Genomic DNA, 23,672 nt, shown 5'->3' with positions numbered 1-23,672 from the left:
CAGACAGAATCAGGAATAAATTTCGCAAATCATTTATAGCTGCTGAAAAAACAGGAAGTTGAATGATCGTTGGTCTAGGTGATTTTCGGGTTGATGAATGTATTTTGCTGCAAATAGTTCGATATTCGATTTCGACACCTTATATGTATGGTTCATGCTGATCACCTCGATAAATTCACTCGGTGTATGGTGTTGTAATTCCTTCAACAAAAAAATCCCCGCCAACCGATTAAGGTTAGAGAGGATTTGCTTTACTTACATTTAAGCTCCTCCATGCTGTACTTGAGACTCTATTTCATGCGAGTGAATAGGTACAGTAACAATTAAAAGTTAGCTGCAACGACTAACAGTGCCATTTTTCTTAGTATTACCTTTCCACACCTCTTCAATGAATTTTGAGTATTTTTCCTTTGTTTCGGGATCTGCATGGGCTCGAAAACGCTCAAATAGCCCCAAACAGTTTATATAATAAGTTTCACTATTCAATGAATGATAACTTATCATTGAATACATCAAATATTTAAAGCCATCAGTGTAATGATCTCTATGTAAATAAAATAAAGTTGTGTACTAAAATCCAATATTTGCGACTAATTTTACTAATATTTCTTTACCATAAAACTGCTCCCTATTTTTAAATCAAAGCAGCCGTACACAGCTTTATTGTTCGTTGACAGTTATTTACGATTGAAGAACGGTTTCTGATAGAATAAAAGGATCATACAAAATGAAGCCATCTATTAAAATCACAACCGGAGGTATATTCATGCAAACACTTGAAACCAACCGATTGATCCTGCGGAATTTTACCGCAACCGACGCTGCCGGATTGTTGGAGTATACAGCTAATCCAAGAGTTAACTGCTTTATGGATCACCAGATTTCGACGTTGGAGGAAGCTACAGCGGAAGTCGAAAAAAGAAGCAGTGACGACTCTCAGATCGCGGTCTGCCTGAAAGACAGCAACGAACTGATCGGAGAGCTGTTTGGTATGAAGGAAGAACGAGATTCGGATACGTATGGTATTGGATGGAATTTTAATGCCAGATTTGAAGGAAAAGGGTACGCAAGTGAGAGCGCCAACGCCTTCATAGAATATCTCTTTACGCAACAGGAAGTAAGAAGGCTGTACGCCTATGTCGAGGACGATAACTTCCGTTCCCAAAAGCTGTGTGAAAAACTGGGCTTTCGCCAGGAAGGCTGCTTCATGGAATTCGTTTCATTTGTTAAATATGAAGACGGCACGCCAAAATACGAGAATACGTATCAATATGCATTACTGAAAAAGGAATGGCTCTCACAACGTGCTAATCAGAAATAAAGAACAACAGATTAATCTTATTTTTAAAACTAAGAAACTCGATTAAACAGGTACTTGGAAGTCTTATGAGTGGCTTGTAAACACGCACATTATTCTCATGAATTACTTCTACCCAAGTTATCTGTAAGCTCTATCAAGAAGGTTAAACCGGGCAGTAGCTGGGGAGTTATCACACAGAATGTTGCCTCGTATGTAGACTTGCCCCAAGGAAAAAAGAAGAAGCATCAAAGTGAAATAATTGCGCTACCCCGAGCAAAGGTAGCTTTACAGAGGAAAACGGCTTCGGTTCGACAAGCTGACACCATTTCTGAATAGGACATGATCTTGATGATCCTAAGAATGATAGCAGCGTTCTCTCCATCGCACTGTTTGCTAATTTTGGCGATTCAATCACAGGAGAGAGTATTAGCACCAAAGAACCTACTTTACTAGACTAAAGGGTAGAAAAATGGTAGAAGAATGCTCAATTCAACAAAAAAGCGCGGCCTCCAAAAAGCTTGGAAGCCGCGCTGTGCTTGAGTTTTATAGAATGCTGGTGAAGGGAATTGAACCCCCGGCCTACGCATTACGAGTGCGTTGCTCTACCCCTGAGCTACACCAGCAGGTCAGTGTGACTGACAACAAAAACTATTATACTCTTAGTTACATAAAAATCAATCACTTACATCAACTTTATCAACTAGGATTTGGATTTAATTCTGTAACATTCCCTGCCGTAGCTCCAGATAGCTTCTCTGCGACGGATCTGAGCTTTTGGCGACTGGAGGAAGGTTTGTCACGGCGATCATCAATTTTGACCGAGGTGGACACACGTTTGGCTCCTGCTAGGAATGGTGCTTCGTGCAGCGCAGCAATCGCGGTGAACACATCGTCCAACGAACCTTCAATAATCGTACTCATGGAGGTAAGCTCATAGGTAATTCCCTTTTGTATCCTCAACACTTTTTGCATTTGAGCAACATAGTCGCTCAGGCTCGTACTCCCCGTCCCAATCGGGATCACTGTCACTTCTGCAATAGCCATCACCAAGTTCCTCCTTTAATTAAGAAAAATAGTCTTTTATTTAATTTTAAAACCCAGGTCCATAAAGCAACCCTGTTTTGCGAAAAAAGCATCATATGTATACTGCTTGTTTCTGTATAAAACATTTATATCATTTATTGTACCGTTCACTCCGTCTCAATTCAAATACAGTCCGCGACTTCTCTTTAAATTTTAATTTTCCATTCCTTTTCCTTTACGTATAGCTTCGAATGTTGCTATAATACTCCTTGCACTTATTTGAAATTTTAAGTTTATATATACAATATGTTGGGTTAAATATTCATAACACCTCTAAATATAGTGATGTAGCCGATAAACTCTACGGGAACCATCTTCTTTCCCTTCATTGGCAGACGCATCGCTATTTCTATGTTATTGGATTACATACAGCCCCAAAATGCTGTCTGATCATCGCTTTTTTTCACCATATTCTTTTCTCAGATCATTTTCATGCCTATCCCTAAGTATGAATTTCAATTCAAGAAAGCGAGGAATTAATCCTATGCCACAACTCGTAACCAAACCTAACAATCGCCAGTTGGCTTTTGATGAAATACGTATATCTGTATACGCAGACCGTGTACTCAGCGGGCTGGACAAGCTCGATAAAGAGCGACTCATTCGAGGTGTAACCAGTAAGCTGCGCCGCGATGAAGTCACGGGGGATGAAATTAGCAATGCATTTGCAATGGCTGCCCTTGAACTGGTTAGCAAGGAAGAACCAGACTGGAAATTTGCCGCTGCGCGTGCTTTGCTCACTTCTTTATATAAGAAAGCAGCTACTCACCGCCGTTACAAATCGTATGCAGACGAGCCTTACGGCGCCTTTTATCCACTGATCACCGATCTAGTGCAAAAAGGAATCTACCGTCAAGAACTGCTTGACTGCTACACCAAGGAGCAGATTGATGAGCTCGGCGATTCCATTATGCCGCAGAATGACCTGCTGTTCGACTATATCGGACTGTTGACGCTGTCTGAGCGCTATTTGGCCAATGATTTTGACGGACGCGTAATGGAACTTCCACAGGAACGCTACATGATTATTGCAATGTACCTGATGCATCAAGAGCCTGCCGACAAGCGTATGGAGCTAGTCAAAGAGGCATACTGGGCGATGAGCAACATGTACATGACAGCAGCTACACCAACCATGTCTAATGCCGGAAAAAAGGTGGCCGGACAGCTCTCCAGCTGCTTTATTGACACTGTAGATGACTCATTGGAAGGTATTTTTGATTCCAATACCGATGTAGCCCGTCTTAGCAAAATGGGCGGCGGCATCGGCGTATACCTCGGTAAAGTACGGGCACGCGGCTCCGATATCCGTGGACATAAAAATACAAGCTCTGGTGTTATTCCTTGGATTCGCCAGTTGAACAATACAGCGGTTAGCGTAGACCAGTTGGGTACACGCAAAGGAGCCATTGCCGTTTATCTTGACGTATTCCACAAAGATATTCTGGCATTCCTTGACCTGAAGCTGAACAACGGTGACGAGCGGATGCGTGCACATGATGTGTTCCACGGCGTATGTCTGCCCGATTTGTTTATGGAGCGGGTCGAAGCACGGGGCGAATGGAATCTGTTCTGTCCACATGAAGTGAAGAAGGTCATGGGCTGGAAAGATGACAAGGGTCGCCCACTGGGACTGGAGGATTTTTATGATGAATCCTTCGGTTCAGGCTCCTTCCGTGAAAAGTATGAGGAGGCGTCACAGCATCCGATTCTCTCTCGTATTACGGTGCCTGCCATTGACATCATGAAGCGTTTGATGAAGTCGCAGCTGGAGACGGGTACACCGTACATGTTCTACCGCGATACAGTAAACCGGGCTAACCCGAACCGCGCTCATGGTATGGTGTATTCCTCCAACCTGTGCACGGAAATTATGCAAAATCAATCTGCTACAGTAGTGGAAAAAGAAGAACTGGTCACCAAGGACGGACAAACACGCATTGTTATTTCCAAAATTCCTGGCGACTTTGTGGTATGCAATCTGAACTCCATTCATCTGGCTCGTGCCGTTCCGGCTGGTGTGCTGGATCGTCTCGTACCGATTCAGGTACGTATGCTGGATAATGTTATTGATATCAACAACATTGAAGTGCTGCAAGCACAATACACGAACAGCCAATACCGTGCAGTCGGTCTGGGTACATTTGGACTGCATCATCTGCTTGCACTTGAAGGCATCCGTTGGGAGTCCGATGAAGCGGTAACGTATAACGATCATTTATATGAAAAAATCAACTACCTGGCTGTAAAATCCAGCATGGAGCTAGCGAAAGAAAAAGGCCGTTATGCTAAATTCGAGGGTTCCGACTGGGCAACTGGGCATTATTTCACTTCCCGTGGCTATACAGACGGTACACGTGAAGGCAAATTCGTCACTACGTCTGAGTGGAGCGAGCTTGCGGAAGAAGTCAAACAAAACGGAGTCCGCAACGCATGGCTGTTCGCCATCGCGCCTAACGGTTCCACATCCATCATCGCAGGCTCTACCGCTAGCATCGATCCATTGTATGAGTTGCTTTCCTATGAAGAGAAAACGACCTACAAGATCGCAAACCCTGCACCAGACTTAAATGAAAAAACCATCTGGTACTACAAAACGGCTTTCCTGCTGGATCAGCATGCTTCGATCAATATGGCTTCTGCACGTCAGCGTCATATTGACCAAGGTCAAAGCTTTAACCTGTATGTGCGCCCAGATATCAAAGCTACCGAATTTTTGGCGTTGCACATCCATGCCTGGAAATCGGGTATGAAGTCGACCTATTATGTACGCAGCCGCGCGCTGACGATTGAAGAATGCGAAAGCTGCGCATCCTAAACTAAAGGAGAGAGGCTCTCATGCAGTTACAAAAGATTTTTAACACAGAAGCGCCTAACCGCTCTACCCGTATTATTGAAGGCGAAAACTCCGGTATTCTGAACTGGAATGATATTCGGATGCCGCATATGTACAAACTATATAAAGTGTTATTGCTGAACCACTGGATTCCGGATGAAATTCCAATGTCCAAGGATGCGTCCCAGTTCCCTATGCTAGATGCTGAAGAACAGCGCACCTTTAAAATCAATATCGGCCTGCTGGCCGTGCTGGATTCCATGCAAACCATGTTTGTCGGAGATGTAAAGCGGTACTTTACCGACTCCTCGCTGGAAGCCATTTCGGCCATTATTGGACAACAGGAAGTCGTGCATAACCAGTCCTACTCTTACGTGCTATCTTCCCTGGTATCGGATCAGGAGCAGAAAGAAATTTTTGAATATTGGAAAAACGATCCTGTCCTGCTGGAGCGCAACACATTCATCTCGGCAATCTATCAGGAATTCCGCGATGAACAGAATCCGCAAACCTTTTTCCAAGCAATGGTAGCCGATTTGATTCTGGAAGGTATTTTCTTTTATAGTACATTTGCTTTCTTTTACAATTTGGCCCGTGACCAAAAAATGATGGCTACCAGCCAGATGATCTCGTATATTCAGCGCGATGAAAATCAGCATTGCTACTTCTTTGCCGAAGTGTTCAAGCAGCTTTTGGCTGATTTCCCTGAGCTCAACACGAAAGAGAACATGGACTATGTCTATCGTATGATCGACCGTGCTGTGGAGCTGGAAACGAATTGGGCGCATTATACGCTCAAAGAGGTTCGCGGCATTGACTTGAACGAGCTGAGCGATTATATCAAATACATGGCAAATATGCGTCTGAGACTTCTGGGTATGGACAAAGCCTATGAAGGTGTAGATGTAAATAGTATGCCTTGGATCAAGCCATTTTCGGATGAAGCCCTGAACGCAACAAAAACGGACTTTTTTGAAGCAAAATCACGCAATTACGGCAAAGTCGGAGACGACAACGGATTTGATGATTTGTAAGTCATACACTACAAGCCTTAACTCGGTACCTACTGAGTTAGGGCTTTTTTTATGAGATGGAATTTGCGCAAATGTGCAAAAATTTTCATGAAACATATGAATTACTATTCATATTTTCCTATTTGAACACGATATATATGAAGGTGAAATAATATAGTAAGGAGCATATTATGAAAAGCAGATACCCGAGGTGTGTACACCGTTATCCAGCTAGATGCATACATATATAACATAGAAGGTTTAGCAAGTACTTAAAAGTTATGCCGCTTTTCTTATGATGGAGGAATCGCAGCTGTTTTCTTCGGTTTCATATACGAAGGATAACCTCCCGTATGCTGGAGCATTTCAATTTCACGCAAAATACGCGGCAAATCAGCGATCGAGTTCATCACAAGGTGAGCCCCTGCCCTTTTCAAACCATATATATTCTGTCTGCGTCGTTCCTCAGCCACCCTGTCGTCCGTTTCACAGCTTGTAGTGTGATCTGTAGTCAGATCACCCACGTTATGGTTCAACACACCAATCGTCCAAACGCCAGCATTTCGTCCTTCTTGCATATCGGCTGCTGTATCTCCTACCTTCACAATATCGCTAAGCGGGAATACCTGTAAGCGATGTGCAATTTCATAGATCATCCACGGATAAGGCCTCCCCTGTGAAACTTCACAAGGAGCTACCATACAATCCAGCGTATAGGGTGACTGTACAGGCGTGAACACGTGACTCAGCATTTCCATCGGGCAGGAGGCAGTAGCGCCTGACTGAATGTTGCGATCCTGCAACTCCTGTAGCGCCCTATCTATACCAGCAGCAGTCTCAGCACCCTGGATCAAAGAGCGGAGAACAGGGACAAGCTCAAGATAAATATGCTCAATATCCACTCTGCCAGGATGCACACCAAAGCACTCCAGCCATTTTCTACGAACCTCTGCAAGCCCCAGCACACTCGCAATATGATCCCGGATGGGCAGTCCCCGTCCATGAGATACCTGTACTTCAGTTAGATGTATACCCTTCCACCTGAAAATATCGCGCATTCCCTGAATCAAGCCCCGTCCTCCGGGGTCTAGCAAAGTACTTTCCAGATTAAAAATAACCGCCTGTATCATGCAATCCCCGCCTTTCCGTACCGCGGCTATCCGCAATCTTTATTTCGCTTAGGAACATGATACACAGCTAACGTAAACACAAATGTCATAAATGGTAAGCGGATTGTAATTGATAATAAATCCCTGGAATGGTTTTGATTCACCAAATCGAATGAGGAGGGAATCGACAATATGAGACAGCCTTGGAATGAATTCAATTCCAAAATGCCTTGGCGCATGGAGCTTGGATGTTATGCCCTGAATAAGCTAGCCTGTGGAGGATTGGTTTTTGGTCTCTTATGGCTTTACTGCTATCTGACAGAGGAAATCACGGGACTGCCTGTAACTATAGCAGGTAATAGCGGTGAACTGACCGCACAGTTGTGGGCCTATGGCTTTGCCCTACCGGCAGCTCTTGCCGCTGATGCCCTATATGATCTTTTCCCCTGGCTTCGCAAGCCTGAGCAATTCACACTATACCTTGCCGTAGGATTCAGTGTCTTTCTTCTGCTAGGATCTTTGATGTCGCCTGCGGGAACAGGCATATTATGGAGCAACGGCATGGCAGGTGCAGGAATTACACTGCTGTATTATGGGGGAAGGCACTGGCTGAACCGTGAATATGAAGTACAGATTATACTGGCCTTCCTCCTGCCACTACTGCTGTGGATTATAGGGCTTCAATAATGTCGCCAGCTACCACTGAGGCGGGATGCTGACGATGGCGCGCGGCCGTTTCTCCAGCCGCCCCATGCAAATACACGCCAAAGGCTGCTGCCTGGGAAGCGTTCAAGCCTTGGGCCAGCAAACCTGCGATGATGCCTGTCAGCACATCGCCTGCCCCCCCTGTCGCCATCCCGGCGTGGCCTGTGGTATTGACGTAGGCCGTTCCGTCAGGACACGCGATGACCGTGCGTGCTCCTTTGAGCACCAGCGTGACTCCGTGTGTCCGGGCATAATCCCGTGCATGGCTGATTCGGTCACGCTGCACCTCTGCTGTCGGTATGCCCAGCAGACGAGCCATTTCACCGGGGTGCGGCGTTAGCACGACCGCCGCATTCCTCGGCTTCCAGGCCTTCAGCTCAGGCCCCGCTGAGGCGAGGATGTTCAAGGCGTCCGCATCAAGCACAAGCGGACCGCTGTATTCCTCCCACAGGTGGCGCAGCCAGCCAGTGTCTCCTGCGAAGCGGCCGAGGCCGGGCCCGACGGCCAGCACATCGCGCGCCTGCGCGAGCTGGAGCAGCTCGTCTGCGGAGTCGGCGTTCCATTCGCCGTCTCTGCCTGTTGCTGCGGCAGCGAGCATCAGCTCCGGCGCGGCGCCAATGACGTGCGGAAGCAGCGCCTTGGGCACGGCCCACGTCACAAGGCCGCTGCCGATGCGCAAGGCGGCACGTGCGGCCAGCAGACCCGCACCGCTCATGCGCAGGCTACCTGCCGCGACCAGAACGTGGCCATAGGTGCCTTTGTGCCCGTCCGGCTCACGGCTGCGGCTGACATCTACGCCCAGCGCATCGTGCAGCGTATCGCCGGTCAGGAGCTGCACCTGCACGCCGCACTCACGGGCGAGGCCAGGCGGGATACCGATGTAGCGTACCACCACATCACCAGCGGTTCCGGCGCCCGGATATTGGACGAGCCCATACTTCAAGTAGGCGAGGCATACGGTGACACTCGCACGAATGCACGGCTCGTGCAGCGCACCTGTGTCGGCGTCGAGGCCGCTAGGCACGTCTACCGACACGATTGGCGCGCCGCTGGCATTGGCCTCGCGGATCAGCGAGGCGTAAGGTTCGCGCGGTGGTCCTTGCGTGCCCGTGCCCAGCAGGGCATCGACGATGCCGGAGGCACCGCGCAGGTCGAGGTTATCCTGACCATAGAGGATAACCGGGATATCCAGCGCCGCGATGATATCGCGCTGGGCAGCCGCTTCACCGCGCAGCGCTTCAGGCGGCTCGGCATACACAACGGTGACGCGCAGGCCCGCATCGGTCAGATGGCGTACTGCTACCAATCCGTCACCACCGTTGTTGCCTTTACCTACGAGGATATACCAGTGTGCTCGTTCACGTACGGCATGCTGCTCTCGGCTCCATGTATCCGTCCGTATAACACCACCATGACCCGGTACATCTCCCGGCCCTGTGTGTGTAACCTTTTTTATGACACCGCTCTTCCTATCTCCCTCTGCACAAAGCTTCAGTACCTCGTCCGCTACTGCACGTCCGGCATTTTCCATCAAGGTAAGGGCCGGGATGCCAAGCTTGTCAATCGTGTATCGATCCAATTGCCGCATTTGTTCTGCGGTCACCATATACATGCTTTTTCGCCTCCCCTATAGCCAATCCCTCTTGATTTAATATCCGACAGTAAAGCGGGAATTGACAAATTCCCCTTCTACTAATTCATCAATCAGGGCTACCGCATAATCCTCAACGGAGATACGACTATGACCTAATTCATCAACCACCAAGTGATCCAAACCAATACGGAACTGTCCTGTACGTTTTCCCGGTTCAATAATTGCGGCAGGACTACAATATGTCCAGTCTACATCCGCAGCATGGTACAGTTCCAGTGCATCAGCGTGCGCAGCCGCCAGTGGTTTGATCTCCTCCGGGAACTCAGCGGTATCCATGAGGCGTTCACCGTTTTCTGTTTTCAGACTGCCCGCTCCGCCAACCACAAGGATGCGCTCTGCGCCAGACCGCCGGGTTCCTTCTAGCAAAGACCGAGTCACTTCAAGCAGTTCCTCCTCAGCACCAAACTTGGGACCATATGCGCTAATGATTGCATCGTGCCCTTTGGCTACCTCTGTAATGGAGTTCGGGTTTAGAATATCTGCCTGAACCACCGTCAAATATTCACTTTGTTCTGTTACGCGTTGCGGATCGCGCACTGCTGCCGTCACCTCATACTTACGTTTGATTGCTTCCTTTACTAACGCTTTACCAATTGTTCCTGTTGCTCCGAAAATAATAACCTTCATATTAACGTGCCTTCTTCCTATCTATAATTTTCTTACTGTTATTTATCCGTTTTATAACCAGCTCAAACTCGTGCAGGATTCCAGCTTACAGTCCTCCCGGCTGTCGCCAGTACATCCCTTCCGGCTCTCATGATGTTCTGTTACAATTTTTATATTTTTATTCATGCCGAACTCCCCTTCCTGCTGTAATCTTGTCTATTTTACCAAAAAATACTTTATAGTTCTTGGTTAGAGATATACAAGCCCTTGAAATGCCTGTGTAGTCTGTGCAATAGTGTAGAAAGAACAATGGAAGGAGGGATTGCGGGTGTCCCCAACGGACTTTGCGGCATTAGCTGCATATATCTCACCCGGTCTGATTGCCTGCCTGCTGGCGTTGTCCTTGCTGGTATGGCTGTATGTTCACAGTGCAGCCCAGCTTCGAAACTCGCGTCAGCAGCGGCTGGAAGAATTACAGGAATCACTCCGTATCTATGGCCGGCTAGCTGGTTATCTCCAGACAGCTACCCAGAACGCTCTTAACAACAGCGATAAACAGCAGCACCAGAAGGGACTAATCCATGCTCTTCAGGAGGCTAAAGCAGCTCCCTATTTGACCCCTCACCTTCAGGAGCAGGTTCAAGCATCCCTCCGGGAATGTGATACGTTCCGCCGGGAGCTACTTCTCAAATCACTGGAGCGTGAAATGAACAAACTTATTGAGGAACGGCGACTTGTTCTGCTGGAATCCCATGCTCCAGGCTGGGGAACGGCATTATGGAAACTATTGCGCCCAGCAGCCGGACCGCTCGCGCTGGCAGGAATTGTATGGTTGATCTCAAGACTCGTTGTGGAACTGATAACCTACAGCAATGTCAATGTTAGTCTACCCGAGACTTCCCAATCTGCCTCATGGGTTATAGGATATGCTTGGATAAGGTTCGTTTCTGGCTTGATCGCCTTGTTGTATGTCTATCGTCTAATGACCCTGCGTAAACAAAATGATTTGGACGTGACAGCATCCCATTTCCCAACAAGCCTGTTGTGCATGGTCATTGCCGTTGTTGCCCTTTTTCAATGGCTCGGACCAGAAGCGTCTCCCTACATACTGGCTGCACAGCTTGCGCTGTTCCTGATTGGCTTCCGACTTACCCGAGGCCGCTCGCGAAGTGATCGTCCTTATGTGGGTCATCCTGGCTTGATGAGGGCCGATGCTTCACAGCACCAGGAATTACACACACCTGACAAAGATACAGCCGCAGATTCTTCTTTAGCTGACGAACATATGCGGTCCTAATATCAGTTGCATGGAATAGATCCCGTATACATCTCGTAAAACACATACCATCACAGGACATCCCAACAAACAAAGAAAGATTGCATGGGATGTCCTGTTTTTTGAACAATTTTTGCCTTTTTGCAGGGTTAGGCTTGTGCCAACGATCAAGGAAAGGGTATATTGTTTATATAAATGTAAATCATATCGTTTTATATGTATTAATATTGAAAAAAATCCATATATGTTAAACTACCATCAATTTATGATGTGCGTTAGAATTGGAGGAACTATGCAACTGGACATTTCTGAAAAATCACTTCCCGTTTATGAAGCGCTGGCCAGTGAGGTTCGGCTGAACATGATTGTTCTGCTTGCGGAGAAGCCTATGAATATACGTGAGCTGGCGGAAGCGCTGGGACTCAGTAGTGCGATTATGACGATGCATGTCAAGAAACTGGAGAGAGCATCCATTATTTCGACTAAAATGCTACCCGGACGAGGCGGGGTTCAGAAGGTATGCTCATTGGCCACAGACAAAATTGAAATTGCCATGCCACGCTATCAGCAGGATGTACGGCAGTTTCATCAGACAGAAATTTCCGTCGGGCACTTTACAGATTTTGAGATTCAGCCAACCTGCGGTCTGGCCACCGTCGAAAAGATTATCGGAGAATTCGATGAGCCTCGTTCGTTTTTGGACCCTGAACGCTTCAATTCCAAAATTCTGTGGTTTAGCCAAGGGTATATGGATTATAAAGTACCGAATTTCCTATTGTCTAGTCAAAAAGCTGAGGAACTGGAGATTTCGATGGAATTATCATCGGAAGCCCCTTTTACCAATGATAATTGGCCTTCAGACATCACATTTTTCCTAAATGATGTGAACTTGGGCACATGGACCAGCCCAGGAGATTTTGGTGATAACCGTGGTAAATATACACCTTCTTGGTGGCCTGATTTTATCAATCAATACGGTCTGCTGAAGAGACTTCGCGTGACGTCCGAAGGTACCTTTATGGATGGGAAGCAGATATCCGATGTGACTCTAAACGATGTGCTGATTGATCAGAAGCAATGGAAATTCCGTATCGCCATTTTGGATGATGCCCAGCATATTGGAGGGGTAACCCTGTTCGGTACCGGGTTCGGTAACTACAATCAGGATATCCTGTTCCGGTTGTACTACAAACCTGCCGAAAACCATACCAAAACAGCAACGGTAGAAGCTGGCGATAGCAGCAAGTAATAAAGCCCCTTCAAAATCTGAACACGGCGTTTTGCCCTTGTGGGACAAAACGCCGTGTTTTACTTTCGCATCGTCCTTTTTGGCCCCTTTTTGCCATACGCTGTGTAATTAGCGCGCAGGTTCAATACACACCGGTGAAGGAACCTCCAATACATACGCGGCGTGCTGCCGAAAGTCTCGACCCATTCGATCGTCTTCAGCTGGCCGCTGTCCAGATCGACATGATATAGTACGATGCTATCGTGCCCTCGGTTAGATACATACAGAAAACGCTGAACCTGCCCCGACATGTCTCCCAACCCTCCTGCTTTTGTCACAGGGAATACAACGGCATTGCCCCCGGAATAGTTGGAGGCCAGCACATATCTTCCATCTGATGTGACGGAGACATAGCAAGTATGTGCCCCCTCCGTTCCTTTGCGATCCAAAGGATGCAATTCCCCTGTCTGCGTGTTCACCTGATAGGTGTATAGTTCGCCTTGGTCTGTTTTACTGGCCGCATACAACTTCGTTCCATTCGGATGCAGTGCCAGAAAAGAAGGTCTTTCAACTCCTTCCACGCCTCCAACCATACGAAAATCGCCATTGTCCATATGCAAAGCACCTATATAAAATAACTGCTCTTTCTTCTCTTCCATCCAATCCCAGCTCCTTTTGCGTATTACTCACAAATTATCTGGCTTTGTATATAAAAAAATAGCCTCTTCCGCTGCAATCTGTGGTTCATAAGAACGTCACAGTTCACACCAAAAGAGACTATTTTATAGTGAAAATTACATTAAACCGCTGTGGATTGCGTATCTCTGCTTTTCCATTTTACAGCCAGCCCCAAACTAAGTATGAGAATGACCGCTCCAAAAATGTACGGCAAATTGATATGCACCTCAAACAATGTACCGGCAAGCGCAGGCCCCAGAATATTACCAATACTCATATAAGCATTGTTCATCCCGGCTGCAACTCCCTGCTCATCCCCTGCCATTTTGGATAAAGCAGTATTAATGGCTGGTCGCAGCAACGACGTTGCGGTAAAGAAGATAAGCGATACTCCAAGTACATAATAAAAGTTTCCAGAGAGCAACATAAGCACAAGGGAAATTGCGGAAAAGAGGAAAGAAGCGATAATCACACCTTTTTCACCAAAACGGTTCAACATTGGACTAATAACCACAGCTTGAATTATAGTTCCGACCAACGCGCCTACCGTAATGATGGTGGCAATATCACCCTCATTATAGTGAAACTTGCCCGTTACAAAGAAAGGAAACATCGTTTCAAAATGCGTCAGGCCAAAGGTTAACGTGAATATCATAATCAGCAGCAAAAAGTAAGGCTTGCGGAAAGAAAGGGCAAACTGTTTAATCACATTGTCCCGTTTCACCTTAACATTCCGAAATTTCAACTGTTTCTCCAATGACAAGGTTTCAGGCAGTAAAATCAAAGAGATTAGCGCAGCCACGGCCGATACCCCCGCCGAAACATATAAGGGCGTGCGCATCGAGGTATGTGCCAAAAAGCCACCCAAACCAGGACCAATCACAAAGCCAAGCGACATAGCGGCCCCCAGCAACCCCATTCCTCTGCCTCGGTTATGGACTGTTGTAATGTCTGCAATATAAGCCATCATTGGAGGGATCATAAATGCCGCGCCCGCGCCTCCGAGCAAACGGGAAATATAAAGCATGGTCAACGAGTTTCCAATCGCAAACAACGCAGAAGACACGGTCATGATGATCAAACCGATAATAATCATTTTTTTACGTCCGTATTTATCGGACCATTCCCCAGCTAATGGTGAGAACATAAACTGGGTCAAGCCAAACACGGCAACCAGATAACCTCCCGTTTCGCCACTGCCGCCCAAGGAGCCCATGAACTTGGGGAGGATTGGAATAATGAGTCCAATTCCCAGCATGGCAATAAACATATTAATCATCAAAATAACGAGCGGCCCCATTTTCAACTGTTGTGAATCCGACATGTTGCGTGTTGTCCTCCTCAGGGTCTTTATTTCGTATACGAAATATTTATTTTGCAACCATTTAGCAAAACTCTTCATTATATTAATAGAGCGGGCGGCAAATAACAATCATAAAATACTTCCGACACAGCTATCGCAATATCATAATCAAATGTCTGAATTTCTGCAGATGGAATATCAAAAGGATTCACAGGCTTCAAGGGGCCTGTGCAGTCAGCGCTGCTACCTTGAAAGCCGATATCCGCTGAATAACTATAGCGAGATTTGAACTCATACGGTTTCCCTTCTCATCGAAGTGGATCCTGCCAACTCCCTAATCCTTATTGTGAATCTTCGAATAGCTCCTGCAATAACCTTTCCTTGTTATTCAGAAATTGTTTGGTGATGATAAAATGATCGGTTTCCTCCAGCGTCCGTGTGTCGATTCCTTCATGTGTCAGATGATACAGGATCGAATCTGGATAAGACATCAAGATCGGGGAATGGGTAGAAATGATAAACTGTGACCCCTGCTGCACAAGCTCATGAATCCGTGCAAGCATGGCCATCTGACGTAAGGGCGATAGCGCTGCCTCCGGTTCATCCAAAATATACAATCCGTGACCTCCAAATCGATGCACAAATGCCGCAAAAAAAGACTCGCCATGCGACTGCTCATGCAGCGACTTCCCTCCGTACGAATCTCGAATGGGTCGACCTCCCCCCTCGCGATCCAGCTCGTCGATATGGGTCGCTACATTATAGTAGCTTTCCGCTCGGAAAAAGAAGCCATCCCTCGGCTTTTCGATCCCTCTCACCAGCCGGATATGCTCATGCAGCGAGGAATGCGTGGCTTGTGTAGAAAAATTAAAGTTTTTAGTGCCACCCTCTGGATTAAATCCCCATGCAACTGCGATTGCCTCCATAAGCGTCGATTTGCCTACGCCGTTTTCGCCAACAATATAGGTAACGGAGGGATGAAATTTGAGTTCATTCCACTGATGAAGAGCCTTTAGGTTAAAAGGGTATTGGCTCCTGTCAGCATCTGGTGGCCACAAAAGCTCCAATCGACGTATAAAAAGATTGCGATCCCATATACTCATATTCAGTCAGCTCCAATGCCAAGCAATTTACTAGGTATTCCATCATTATATTGGAATTATTTACAGCAATCAATCTGAACTCCCATTTCGTAACCCTTCTGTTGTTATTCAAGCCATTATTATAGGTATAATATATAGTAATGTTCATCAGTCATGACATCCAAGCTCTTCATTCTATGTATATCTCATTCTTTTCAAGCAGGTGAATCTATGAAGTCAAATCACAAACCGATCCAATCCTTTAAAATCGTACAGTACTTAATGACCATCTACAGGCAGCGATTGACACGTATTTTGCTACCGCTGGCTGTACTGGCTTTTATTATATGGGAGGCTGGACGAGAGCTAAAAAACTTTAATCTGGCACGGATGCTTCATGAGCTGCGGCGAATGGATGCCATGTTTCTCATTGAAATCGGCTTGTTCTCACTGGTAGCGGTGGCAGCTATGAGTGCATACGATTATGTAATCAGGCATCATTTTAAGCTTCAAATCAAGCCTGGAGCGACGTTCCGGTACGCATGGATCTCCAATACCTTCAATAATGTATTCGGCTTTGCAGGTTTTACAGGCGCTGGACTACGCACAGTGCTGTATAAAAAGAGCGGTGTGCCATTGGGTGTCATCACCTCGGCAGTCGTATTTCTTTCGCCTGTCGTAATTACCGGACTATCTTTGCTGGCTTGGGGCGCTATTGTCCATCTGTATCCGGTGCAGCCTGTGCTGGATGCTCATCCATGGCTTCATTGGGCGCTGTGGGGAATGGCACTGTACCTGCCTCTATTTCTGATCATGCAGCGCTCCAAAAGGTATGCCACCTGGTTCAACAAGGGGGAAGGACAACTCTCCTGGTTCACCATCTCTGCCTCCATTGGCGCCTCTCTGCTGGAATGGCTGCTGGCCGGTCTTACCTTTGCATGGATCGGTACACACTTGCTCCATGAACTGCCGCTCTATGCTGTGTTCGGTATTTATGTGATAGCCGCAATTGCTGGGTTAATCAGCCTTGCGCCCGGAGGCGTTGGCGCATTTGATATTATTGCCCTGCTTGGGCTGCAAATGGCAGGAGCCAACTCGGATCGTGCGCTGGCTGTGCTGCTGGTCTTTCGCGTCTTTTATTTCATCATCCCGTGGCTCATCGGCTTGGTATTAGCCGCACTGGAAATGATTCCGCGTAACGAGCGCCTAAGCCAGCTCGCGGAGACAGGCTGGGATTACTCCCTCAATGCCTGGCAGAAAGTATGGAGCTGGCCTGGTCAATTTCGATTTTTAGCCGATCTGGGGGTATGGGCGCTCGGGAAGCTGGTACTCATCTCCGGCGTGGTACTTCTATTATCAGCCGCTACACCCGGTCTACTGTATCGGCTCCGTTTTGCTGAACATTTGCTCAGTCTGCCTGTTATGCGCTTATCGCATGAAATCTCGGTCATCATCGGAATTATGCTGGTCGTCCTGTCTCACGGAATTTCTCTGCGTATTCGCAGAGCATTGCGGCTGACCCTGATACTGCTGCTGACAGGGGCTATTTTCACCTTCACCAAAGGTCTGGATTTTGAAGAAGCCTTATTCCTGCTGTTCGTGGCGTTAATGCTGTGGATTTCACGTTCACGGTTTTATCGGGTCAGTGCGCCGCTGAATCGACACAACATTTTAATATGGGGCGGATTATCTCTACTCGTAACCGGAGCTTATTTTATGATTGGGGCAGGCTCCAACACTCCATTTATGCGTCATATACATGCCAAGGTCCACCTGGACTTTTTTATGAACCGCAGCGATTACGGAGTTACGGCCGTATTTAGTTTGATTTTGGCATGGGTATTCCTGACAGTGTATTTCTTTCTTCGTCCTCAGCGTAGCATCGGCAAACTCCCCGACGCACAGGAAGTGGTTAAGCTGAAAGAATTTCTGGAACGGCAAGGTGGTAATCTCGTTTCTCATATGCTTTTTCTGGGCGATAAATACCTGTATTGGACCAAGGACGATCAGGTGGTTCTCCCCTATGCTCGCAGCCGGGACAAACTGATTGTATTAGGAGACCCCCTCGGTCCGAAAGAACTTGTGAGTCAAGCCATTCAAGAATTCCAACGGTTCGCGGATCGATATGCGTTGACGGCTGTATTTTATCAGGCATCACCGGAGTATTTGTCCATCTACCACGAGAACGGCTATCGCTTTTTTAAATTAGGTGAGGAAGCGCTCGTGCCGCTGGATTCCTTTACACTGACAGGCAAAAGCAATCAGGCGCTGCGCAGCGCCAAAAACCGCTTTGACCGCGAAGGCTACTCGTTCGAAATGATCCAGCCGCCTCTAGACGCGGCGTTGATTGAGGAGATGCGTCATATCTCCGATATTTGGCTCGATGGGCGCAAGGAGAAGGGATATTCCCTTGGCTGGTTCAAAGAATCTTACCTTCAGTTAGCTCCCATTGCATTGCTTAAGGACTCTGAAGGGAAGGTCATTGCTTTTGCCACGATGGCCCCTGCTTATGATCATGGACAGACGGTCTCTATCGACCTCATGCGTCACCTGCCCGACACACCAAACGGAACGATGGATTACTTATTCACACGGGTCATTGAGTGGGCCAAGGAAAATGGATATACGACCTTTAATCTAGGCATGGCACCGTTATCCCAGGTAGGACAGAGCGAAAAGGCATTGCGAGAGGAAAAGCTGGCTCGACTCGTTTTTCAATACGGAGGACATTTTTACGGCTTTCAGGGGCTTCGACGCTTTAAGGATAAGTTCAAGCCACAGTGGGAGCCGCGCTATCTGGCCTATCCGGCCTCAGTTTTTCTGCCGATCCTGACGCTGGAGTTGGTATATCTCGTGTCCAAACGCTCAGACTAAACTAGAGACACAGTCAAAAGGAATTTGACAGTAAAAACACGTAAAAAAGGGTGTTCCCCACCACAAAATAATTGCGGGAACACCCTTTTATATTCGCTATTTTTCTTAGAAGCTGCCTTTTACAACAACATCAGACAGTGGGAAACGTCCCGATGGACGTGCTGGCACTTGTGCCTTACCTACACTAATAAGCATGGTTGGCAGGTAACGTGCCGGAATATTAAACTGCTCGATCAATTGTGCTGGAATAAAGCCGCCCATTGCACAAGTATCGTAGCCCAAAGATTTAGCAGCCAGCATAATGTTTTGTGCTGCAAGAGCAGAGTTCAAGATGGCTGCATCACGAGCCACCTGTGGGTTTTGGTACGCGCCATTAATTTGGCCTACCAATGCGTCACGGATTTCCGCTGGCAGTGTGCCTGCTTCTACGGCTTGATCATAAATGACCGCATTGCGGTTCGCTTCCAGATCACCCAGTACGGCAATCGTAACAGAGCTCTCTGCTACTTGACCTTGGTTGTAGGCGATAGGCAGCAATTTTTGTTTGTCCGCTTCGCTCTCGATAACAAGGAATTTCCAATGTTGCAGGTTCCAAGCAGAAGGAGCTTCCACCGCGGCAGTCAAAATAGCCTCGAGATCTTCCTCTGGCATTTTGAAATCTTTTACATAACTTTTTACCGCATGTCTTTCACTAATAACAGATAGGGTTTCATTTTTATGGCTGCTCGACATTTCTGGGCACACTCCTAATTTCTTAATATATATCTTGAACCTTTATTCACTTCCCAAACTACTGCAATTATAAAAATGATAGTGAATGATGTCAATATGTTTAAGTATGACCCTACACACAAAATACAGTACAATACGGATAAAGACATGCATATCGGTAGATGCCTGCCGATGGACAAGACACAATGAGTTCATCCTGTTCTCATTTGAATTAAAAAGGAGCGTTACTATGATCGGATCGTTTAAAAAAACGGATATTGCTTTATTTGCCGCCTGGGTTGTAGCCTGTGTGGCCACATTGGGCAGTCTGTATCTCAGTGAAATCCTGGGGTATGAGCCTTGCAAGCTGTGCTGGTTCCAGCGTATTCTGATGTACCCCCTGACCCTTCTGCTTGGAATCGCATATTTTCGAGGTGATACGAAAATACGCATTTACGTTATGCCGTTAGCTATTATCGGAGGTGCAATTTCAGCCTATCATTTTATTATTCAGCGTATCCATGCAGCCGCCAAAGCAGCTACGCAAACTTCAACGGCCTGCGGCAGAGTATCCTGTGAGCAGGATTACTTGAATTGGTTGGATTTCATCACCATTCCGTTTCTCGCACTCATTGCTTTTATCCTTATTATTGCAGCGATGGGTTATATCATGCGCCAAGAGAAAAAATCAGCCACAGGTGAGGTACAAGCCCAAGAACTCGCATAAGATAAAAGAGACCCGATTATAGGGCCGGTTACCACCAAGAGGCGTATAATCCGCTTGCCGGAGGACAGACTGTAACTAAATATATCCATTGCATATGTGCTATAATGTAAAAGGTTTGCAGTCTGTCCAATAACGCTTATATTCCTTATAGAGGGGGCCAGTCCATGTTTCATATCAGCACCCCATTGCTGCAATATGGCGCAACTTTTGGCATGATTTTAATCGCTATATCGGCTATTTTCATCCGTATGAAGACAGGCCATCGCCCGATTAATGCCAAGAAAATCATCATTCCTCCGCTCGGCATGAGCACTGGCTTTATGATGTTTGTGGTGCCCGAAGTACGGGTTCCCTGGGCTTGGGCGCTGGGGGCTTTTCTGATCGGCTGGTTTATTTTTTCCTACCCGTTGATCCGCAGCACCAAGTTTGAGTTGCAAGAAGGGCTGGTTTTCGTGCAACGCTCACGCGCCTTCTTTTTTATCCTGATCAGCCTGCTGATCATCCGATTGCTGCTGCATGAATTTATTCAGCATTACATTACCATCCCGCAAACAGCAGGGCTATTTTTCATACTAGCCTTCGGGACCTTGTTACATTGGCGGCTTCGTATGTATTTTCAATATCGCCAGTTCGCTCCGGACGAGAAGGAACTCCGCATCTGACCAACAGATATTTAACGTGATATTGCATATTGCTATGTAGACCCAAAAGACACGTTCTCCCAACAGGAGGCCGTGTCTTTTGATTTTTTTAGTCTATCAACCTCAACGTTTTCGACAAAAACTAAGCAACCTAAGTCCTTATGAATATCGAACTCAGGTTGCTTAATATTGCTTTTTGATTACTGTCCACATGACAGGGCCAACTCACTAAGGTGGTACTTTTGTTGTCGTTCTTGAACACATCTTACTCTCCCAAGACTCTGCGGTCAGCCTAGGACTAATGCGTTAATGCCGTACTGCCTGAACGCCGGGAGCTAGGCAATTACTGAGAGCTCTCCTTTGTAAACAGCGTGCTGCCGTTTGTGTTGTTCTGCGGAGCATAAGCGCCATCCCAGGTGATAAAGAAGCTTGCACCAGTGTAGACTTCATTCAGGGCGTTGTTCCAAAGCGAATAATCGAATTCCTTGAGCTGATTATTGTTGCGATCCACATGGTCGCCACCCACGGCTGGTCCAATTTCGCAGAAGCCATACGTTTTGCCAAGTCCTTTGATGTCATTGTAAGCCATTTTAATTTCATTGTCATTGGACGGATCGTCGCTGTAAGCGTCGATGCCAATCCATGTGACATAGCTAGAGCCCGGGTAATAAGCAGCCGCGTTGGCTCCTTTATTTGGGGCATAGACAAAATTGACGTTGGACATTCCACGGGTCGTCACCATGTAATTGTACAGATTGATGTACAGGTTCTTATAGTCTGTCGTGTTCTTGTTTCCCCACCAGAACCAACCTCCGTTCATTTCATGGAAGGGTCTATAGTACACGGGGGATGAGTTGAACTTTTGCAAGCCGGTCACAACATTGTCAACCTGAGCCTTATAATTTTGCAGCCATGCTGGGCTGGACGAGTTGATGGATGAAATGTCTGTATTGGCCAAGATATTAAAATCAGAATCAGACATCGGGGCGTTTACATTTCCACCCTGTGGATTGGGCATGTGGGTGGAAACGGTGACGATTTTCCCCAGAGCTTGGATGGTGGAGGCACTATTAGAGGTAATTGAGGCTGCATCGGCCCCCCCCTGATTCCAGTTCAGCAGATCATAGGAGACAATGTCAGGGTTGTAGGTCCAGACAGGACTGGTGTTTACACTTCCATCATAGCCCAGGAACATGCCAGTATAGTTGATATTGCTCTCCGCGCCTGCCGTCATTGGTAGCGAGAATAATAGTGCAGCCCCCGTCAGGGCGCTGATCAAGCTCTTCGTTTTGTTTAATGAATTCATATTGGTTCTCCTCCTAATGCTTATATCTTGCTGCTTGTAATCACAAGACTTAAGATTTGTTATGCGGGAAACAAGAAATTATCAAGAACCCAGGGCTCTCTTATTTTCTACAATAATTTTGACATTCTGACACAATCATAAGTTAGATGTACAATCTTTAGAGAGACCCTTATCAGCCTCAATCTTCCGGTGGCTTATGGTCAATCGCTTTATCCAGCAACTTTTATCATTCTTTTTGTCCATAACAAAACCCCCGTTTTTCCTCAATTCTGAGTTCCGTAACGAGTCTTTTTTTAGTAAATCCCCTCCTTTTCAGTAAGACAATTCTGATTTGCAACCTTCATGTCTTTCGTTTTAGCGAGTCGATCTCCATCTGCCTATAGGACTGCGCTTTTGCGGCCCTCAATTATATCGGCATCAAGAAAAAAGGTTGAAATAGTTCTATTAGATCAAAAAATAGTTCGTATAACAATAAACAAGCACCCCCTGAAAAGTGTGGTAGGGACTAAGTATGTAATAAGTGGAATTTGCTTGTTTCACTCTTATGAATTTGGATTCAAATTATTGCTATTTTTGGACTATATGGAAGGTTCATAATCACACACTTAACGTATCTTGTTATCAGTAGCCTAGAAAATAAACACATGTGCAGAATAGTTAGCAACGGTGGACCATTAACGTCTATTAGGACTACACTGCCACTCTGAAGGCATAGCGTTTACTTTTTAAAATGTTGGCGTGGCACTCATAAAACGAAAAAAAACCGATATTCGGCCTTTGGGCCAAATTCGGTTTTCCGAGGTGAAACTATTACTCCCCTAGTTTCCTTTTCTTCATCTAGTCAATGCACTGGTTAAATCATGATTAATTTATTATTCGCTCTAAAAGGCTTGTAAAAGGCACGAAGGTCCTGGGCTAAAAGCTCAGATGCTTCCATAGCGGTAAAATGTCCGCCGGCCGCGAGCCAATGGAGTCAAGCGAGTTACATTTAGGTTGCACACTGCCCATTCTTTAAGTAGTAACAATAGCAATTGCTTCTCAGAGCCATCAGCGATTTAGAATATAATGTTCTAAATCTTGAGTCTCATTGACTAAGGATAATGCTTTTTAAAAATACAAAAAGAAGAGATGGCTTAAGCCATCTCTTCTTTCATCTATATAAAGCGGGTGATGGGAATCGAACCCACGCTACCAGCTTGGAAGGCTGGAGTTCTACCATTGAACTACACCCGCAAAAAAATGATCGGGATGACACGATTTGAACATGCGACCCCCTGGTCCCAAACCAGGTGCTCTACCAAGCTGAGCTACATCCCGAAAATAAATGCCGATGAGAGGACTCGAACCTCCACGGTTTCCCTCACGATTTTGAGTCGCGCGCGTCTGCCAATTCCGCCACACCGGCTTATGAAATTAATGGCGCGCCCTGAGAGATTCGAACTCCCGGCCTTTTGATTCGTAGTCAAACGCTCTATCCAGCTGAGCTAAGGGCGCAAATATGGAGCGGACGACGGGAATCGAACCCGCGACCCTCGCCTTG

The 23,672-nt window shown here is 46.6% G+C and carries 18 protein-coding genes and 5 tRNA genes; 9 read left to right on the top strand and 14 right to left on the bottom strand.

Features of this window, described 5'->3' with window-relative positions; genetic code table 11:
- The first annotated feature begins 766 nt into the window (after nt 1-766).
- Nucleotides 767-1,321, top strand: a complete 555-nt coding sequence (locus FKV70_RS16600) for a GNAT family N-acetyltransferase (protein ID WP_063213921.1) — start codon at nt 767-769, stop codon at nt 1,319-1,321.
- Nucleotides 1,322-1,851: 530 nt separating this feature from the next.
- Here FKV70_RS16600 and FKV70_RS16595 read toward each other — a convergent pair.
- Nucleotides 1,852-1,923: transfer RNA gene (locus FKV70_RS16595), tRNA-Thr, on the bottom strand.
- A gap of 73 nt (nt 1,924-1,996) precedes the next feature.
- Entirely contained in the window at nt 1,997-2,344 is a 348-nt protein-coding gene (locus FKV70_RS16590; protein WP_142613528.1) for an MTH1187 family thiamine-binding protein, read from the bottom strand.
- Between the two features lie 523 nt (nt 2,345-2,867).
- Between FKV70_RS16590 and FKV70_RS16585 the strand changes: the two genes are divergently transcribed.
- A complete protein-coding gene (locus FKV70_RS16585) occupies nt 2,868-5,201 on the top strand; it encodes a ribonucleoside-diphosphate reductase subunit alpha (protein WP_063213919.1) in 2,334 nt (777 codons plus the stop codon).
- Between the two features lie 20 nt (nt 5,202-5,221).
- Nucleotides 5,222-6,253 (top strand): ribonucleotide-diphosphate reductase subunit beta, encoded by a 1,032-nt coding sequence (locus tag FKV70_RS16580; protein WP_063213918.1) that lies wholly within the window; start codon nt 5,222-5,224, stop codon nt 6,251-6,253.
- 272 nt (nt 6,254-6,525) lie between these two features.
- Here FKV70_RS16580 and FKV70_RS16575 read toward each other — a convergent pair whose 3' ends face one another.
- The gene (locus FKV70_RS16575) at nt 6,526-7,362 is read right to left on the bottom strand and encodes an HAD hydrolase-like protein (RefSeq protein WP_142613527.1); all 837 of its coding nucleotides are present in this window, start codon (nt 7,360-7,362) and stop codon (nt 6,526-6,528) included.
- A 171-nt stretch (nt 7,363-7,533) separates the two neighbouring features.
- Between FKV70_RS16575 and FKV70_RS16570 the strand changes: the two genes are divergently transcribed.
- A complete protein-coding gene (locus tag FKV70_RS16570; protein ID WP_063213915.1) occupies nt 7,534-8,028 on the top strand; it encodes a hypothetical protein in 495 nt (164 codons plus the stop codon).
- Here FKV70_RS16570 and FKV70_RS16565 read toward each other — a convergent pair.
- Both FKV70_RS16565 and FKV70_RS16560 read right to left on the bottom strand, forming a co-directional pair.
- Nucleotides 8,012-9,658: an NAD(P)H-hydrate dehydratase gene (locus tag FKV70_RS16565; protein WP_142613526.1), complete on the bottom strand. Its 1,647-nt coding sequence runs from the start codon at nt 9,656-9,658 to the stop codon at nt 8,012-8,014. The genes FKV70_RS16570 and FKV70_RS16565 overlap by 17 nt on opposite strands.
- 36 nt (nt 9,659-9,694) lie before the next feature.
- A complete protein-coding gene (locus tag FKV70_RS16560) occupies nt 9,695-10,327 on the bottom strand; it encodes an NAD(P)-dependent oxidoreductase (RefSeq protein ID WP_142613525.1) in 633 nt (210 codons plus the stop codon).
- Nucleotides 10,328-10,634: 307 nt separating this feature from the next.
- Here FKV70_RS16560 and FKV70_RS16555 point away from each other — a divergent pair, with 307 nt between their 5' ends.
- Nucleotides 10,635-11,603 (top strand): DUF3021 domain-containing protein, encoded by a 969-nt coding sequence (locus FKV70_RS16555; protein ID WP_142613524.1) that lies wholly within the window; start codon nt 10,635-10,637, stop codon nt 11,601-11,603.
- Nucleotides 11,604-11,874: 271 nt separating this feature from the next.
- Entirely contained in the window at nt 11,875-12,831 is a 957-nt protein-coding gene (locus tag FKV70_RS16550; RefSeq protein ID WP_063213911.1) for an ArsR/SmtB family transcription factor, read from the top strand.
- A 59-nt stretch (nt 12,832-12,890) separates the two neighbouring features.
- On the opposite strand, the gene FKV70_RS16545 is transcribed toward FKV70_RS16550, so the two are convergent.
- The 3 genes from FKV70_RS16545 to FKV70_RS16535 form a co-directional block, all read right to left on the bottom strand.
- A complete protein-coding gene (locus FKV70_RS16545; protein ID WP_244310765.1) occupies nt 12,891-13,469 on the bottom strand; it encodes a lactonase family protein in 579 nt (192 codons plus the stop codon).
- Between the two features lie 140 nt (nt 13,470-13,609).
- Entirely contained in the window at nt 13,610-14,890 is a 1,281-nt protein-coding gene (locus tag FKV70_RS16540) for an MFS transporter (RefSeq protein ID WP_425280366.1), read from the bottom strand.
- A gap of 242 nt (nt 14,891-15,132) precedes the next feature.
- Nucleotides 15,133-15,894, bottom strand: a complete 762-nt coding sequence (locus FKV70_RS16535; protein ID WP_063213908.1) for an AAA family ATPase — start codon at nt 15,892-15,894, stop codon at nt 15,133-15,135.
- A gap of 210 nt (nt 15,895-16,104) precedes the next feature.
- On the opposite strand from FKV70_RS16535, the gene mprF reads away from it, so the two are divergent.
- Entirely contained in the window at nt 16,105-18,747 is a 2,643-nt protein-coding gene (gene mprF / locus FKV70_RS16530; protein WP_142613522.1) for a bifunctional lysylphosphatidylglycerol flippase/synthetase MprF, read from the top strand.
- 105 nt (nt 18,748-18,852) lie between these two features.
- Here mprF and FKV70_RS16525 read toward each other — a convergent pair whose 3' ends face one another.
- Nucleotides 18,853-19,479, bottom strand: coding sequence for a nitroreductase family protein (locus tag FKV70_RS16525; RefSeq protein WP_142613521.1), 627 nt, complete (start codon nt 19,477-19,479; stop codon nt 18,853-18,855).
- 229 nt (nt 19,480-19,708) lie between these two features.
- Here FKV70_RS16525 and FKV70_RS16520 point away from each other — a divergent pair, with 229 nt between their 5' ends.
- Together FKV70_RS16520 and FKV70_RS16515 are read left to right on the top strand one after the other, a co-directional pair.
- Nucleotides 19,709-20,185, top strand: a complete 477-nt coding sequence (locus FKV70_RS16520; protein ID WP_142613520.1) for a disulfide oxidoreductase — start codon at nt 19,709-19,711, stop codon at nt 20,183-20,185.
- Between the two features lie 164 nt (nt 20,186-20,349).
- Complete coding sequence (locus FKV70_RS16515) at nt 20,350-20,847, top strand: CcdC family protein (RefSeq protein ID WP_063213904.1); 498 nt, start codon at nt 20,350-20,352, stop codon at nt 20,845-20,847.
- Nucleotides 20,848-21,169: 322 nt separating this feature from the next.
- Here the strand turns inward: FKV70_RS16515 and FKV70_RS16510 are convergent, their stop codons facing one another.
- The 5 genes from FKV70_RS16510 to FKV70_RS16485 form a co-directional block, all read right to left on the bottom strand.
- Nucleotides 21,170-22,132 (bottom strand): glycoside hydrolase family 26 protein, encoded by a 963-nt coding sequence (locus FKV70_RS16510; RefSeq protein ID WP_064796775.1) that lies wholly within the window; start codon nt 22,130-22,132, stop codon nt 21,170-21,172.
- Between the two features lie 1,162 nt (nt 22,133-23,294).
- Nucleotides 23,295-23,365, bottom strand: a tRNA-Gly gene (locus FKV70_RS16500).
- A 10-nt stretch (nt 23,366-23,375) separates the two neighbouring features.
- Nucleotides 23,376-23,449 (bottom strand) — tRNA-Pro (locus tag FKV70_RS16495).
- A gap of 8 nt (nt 23,450-23,457) precedes the next feature.
- A tRNA-Leu gene (locus FKV70_RS16490) sits at nt 23,458-23,537 on the bottom strand.
- Nucleotides 23,538-23,549: 12 nt separating this feature from the next.
- Nucleotides 23,550-23,626: transfer RNA gene (locus FKV70_RS16485), tRNA-Arg, on the bottom strand.
- Nucleotides 23,627-23,672: the final 46 nt, after the last annotated feature.

This window comes from Paenibacillus ottowii (genome assembly GCF_006874425.1).
In the GTDB taxonomy this organism is placed as follows: Bacteria; Bacillota; Bacilli; order Paenibacillales; family Paenibacillaceae; genus Paenibacillus; species Paenibacillus ottowii.
The sequence above is the reverse complement of the archived record's forward strand: the minus strand, read 5'-3'. Positions and strand labels throughout refer to the sequence as shown.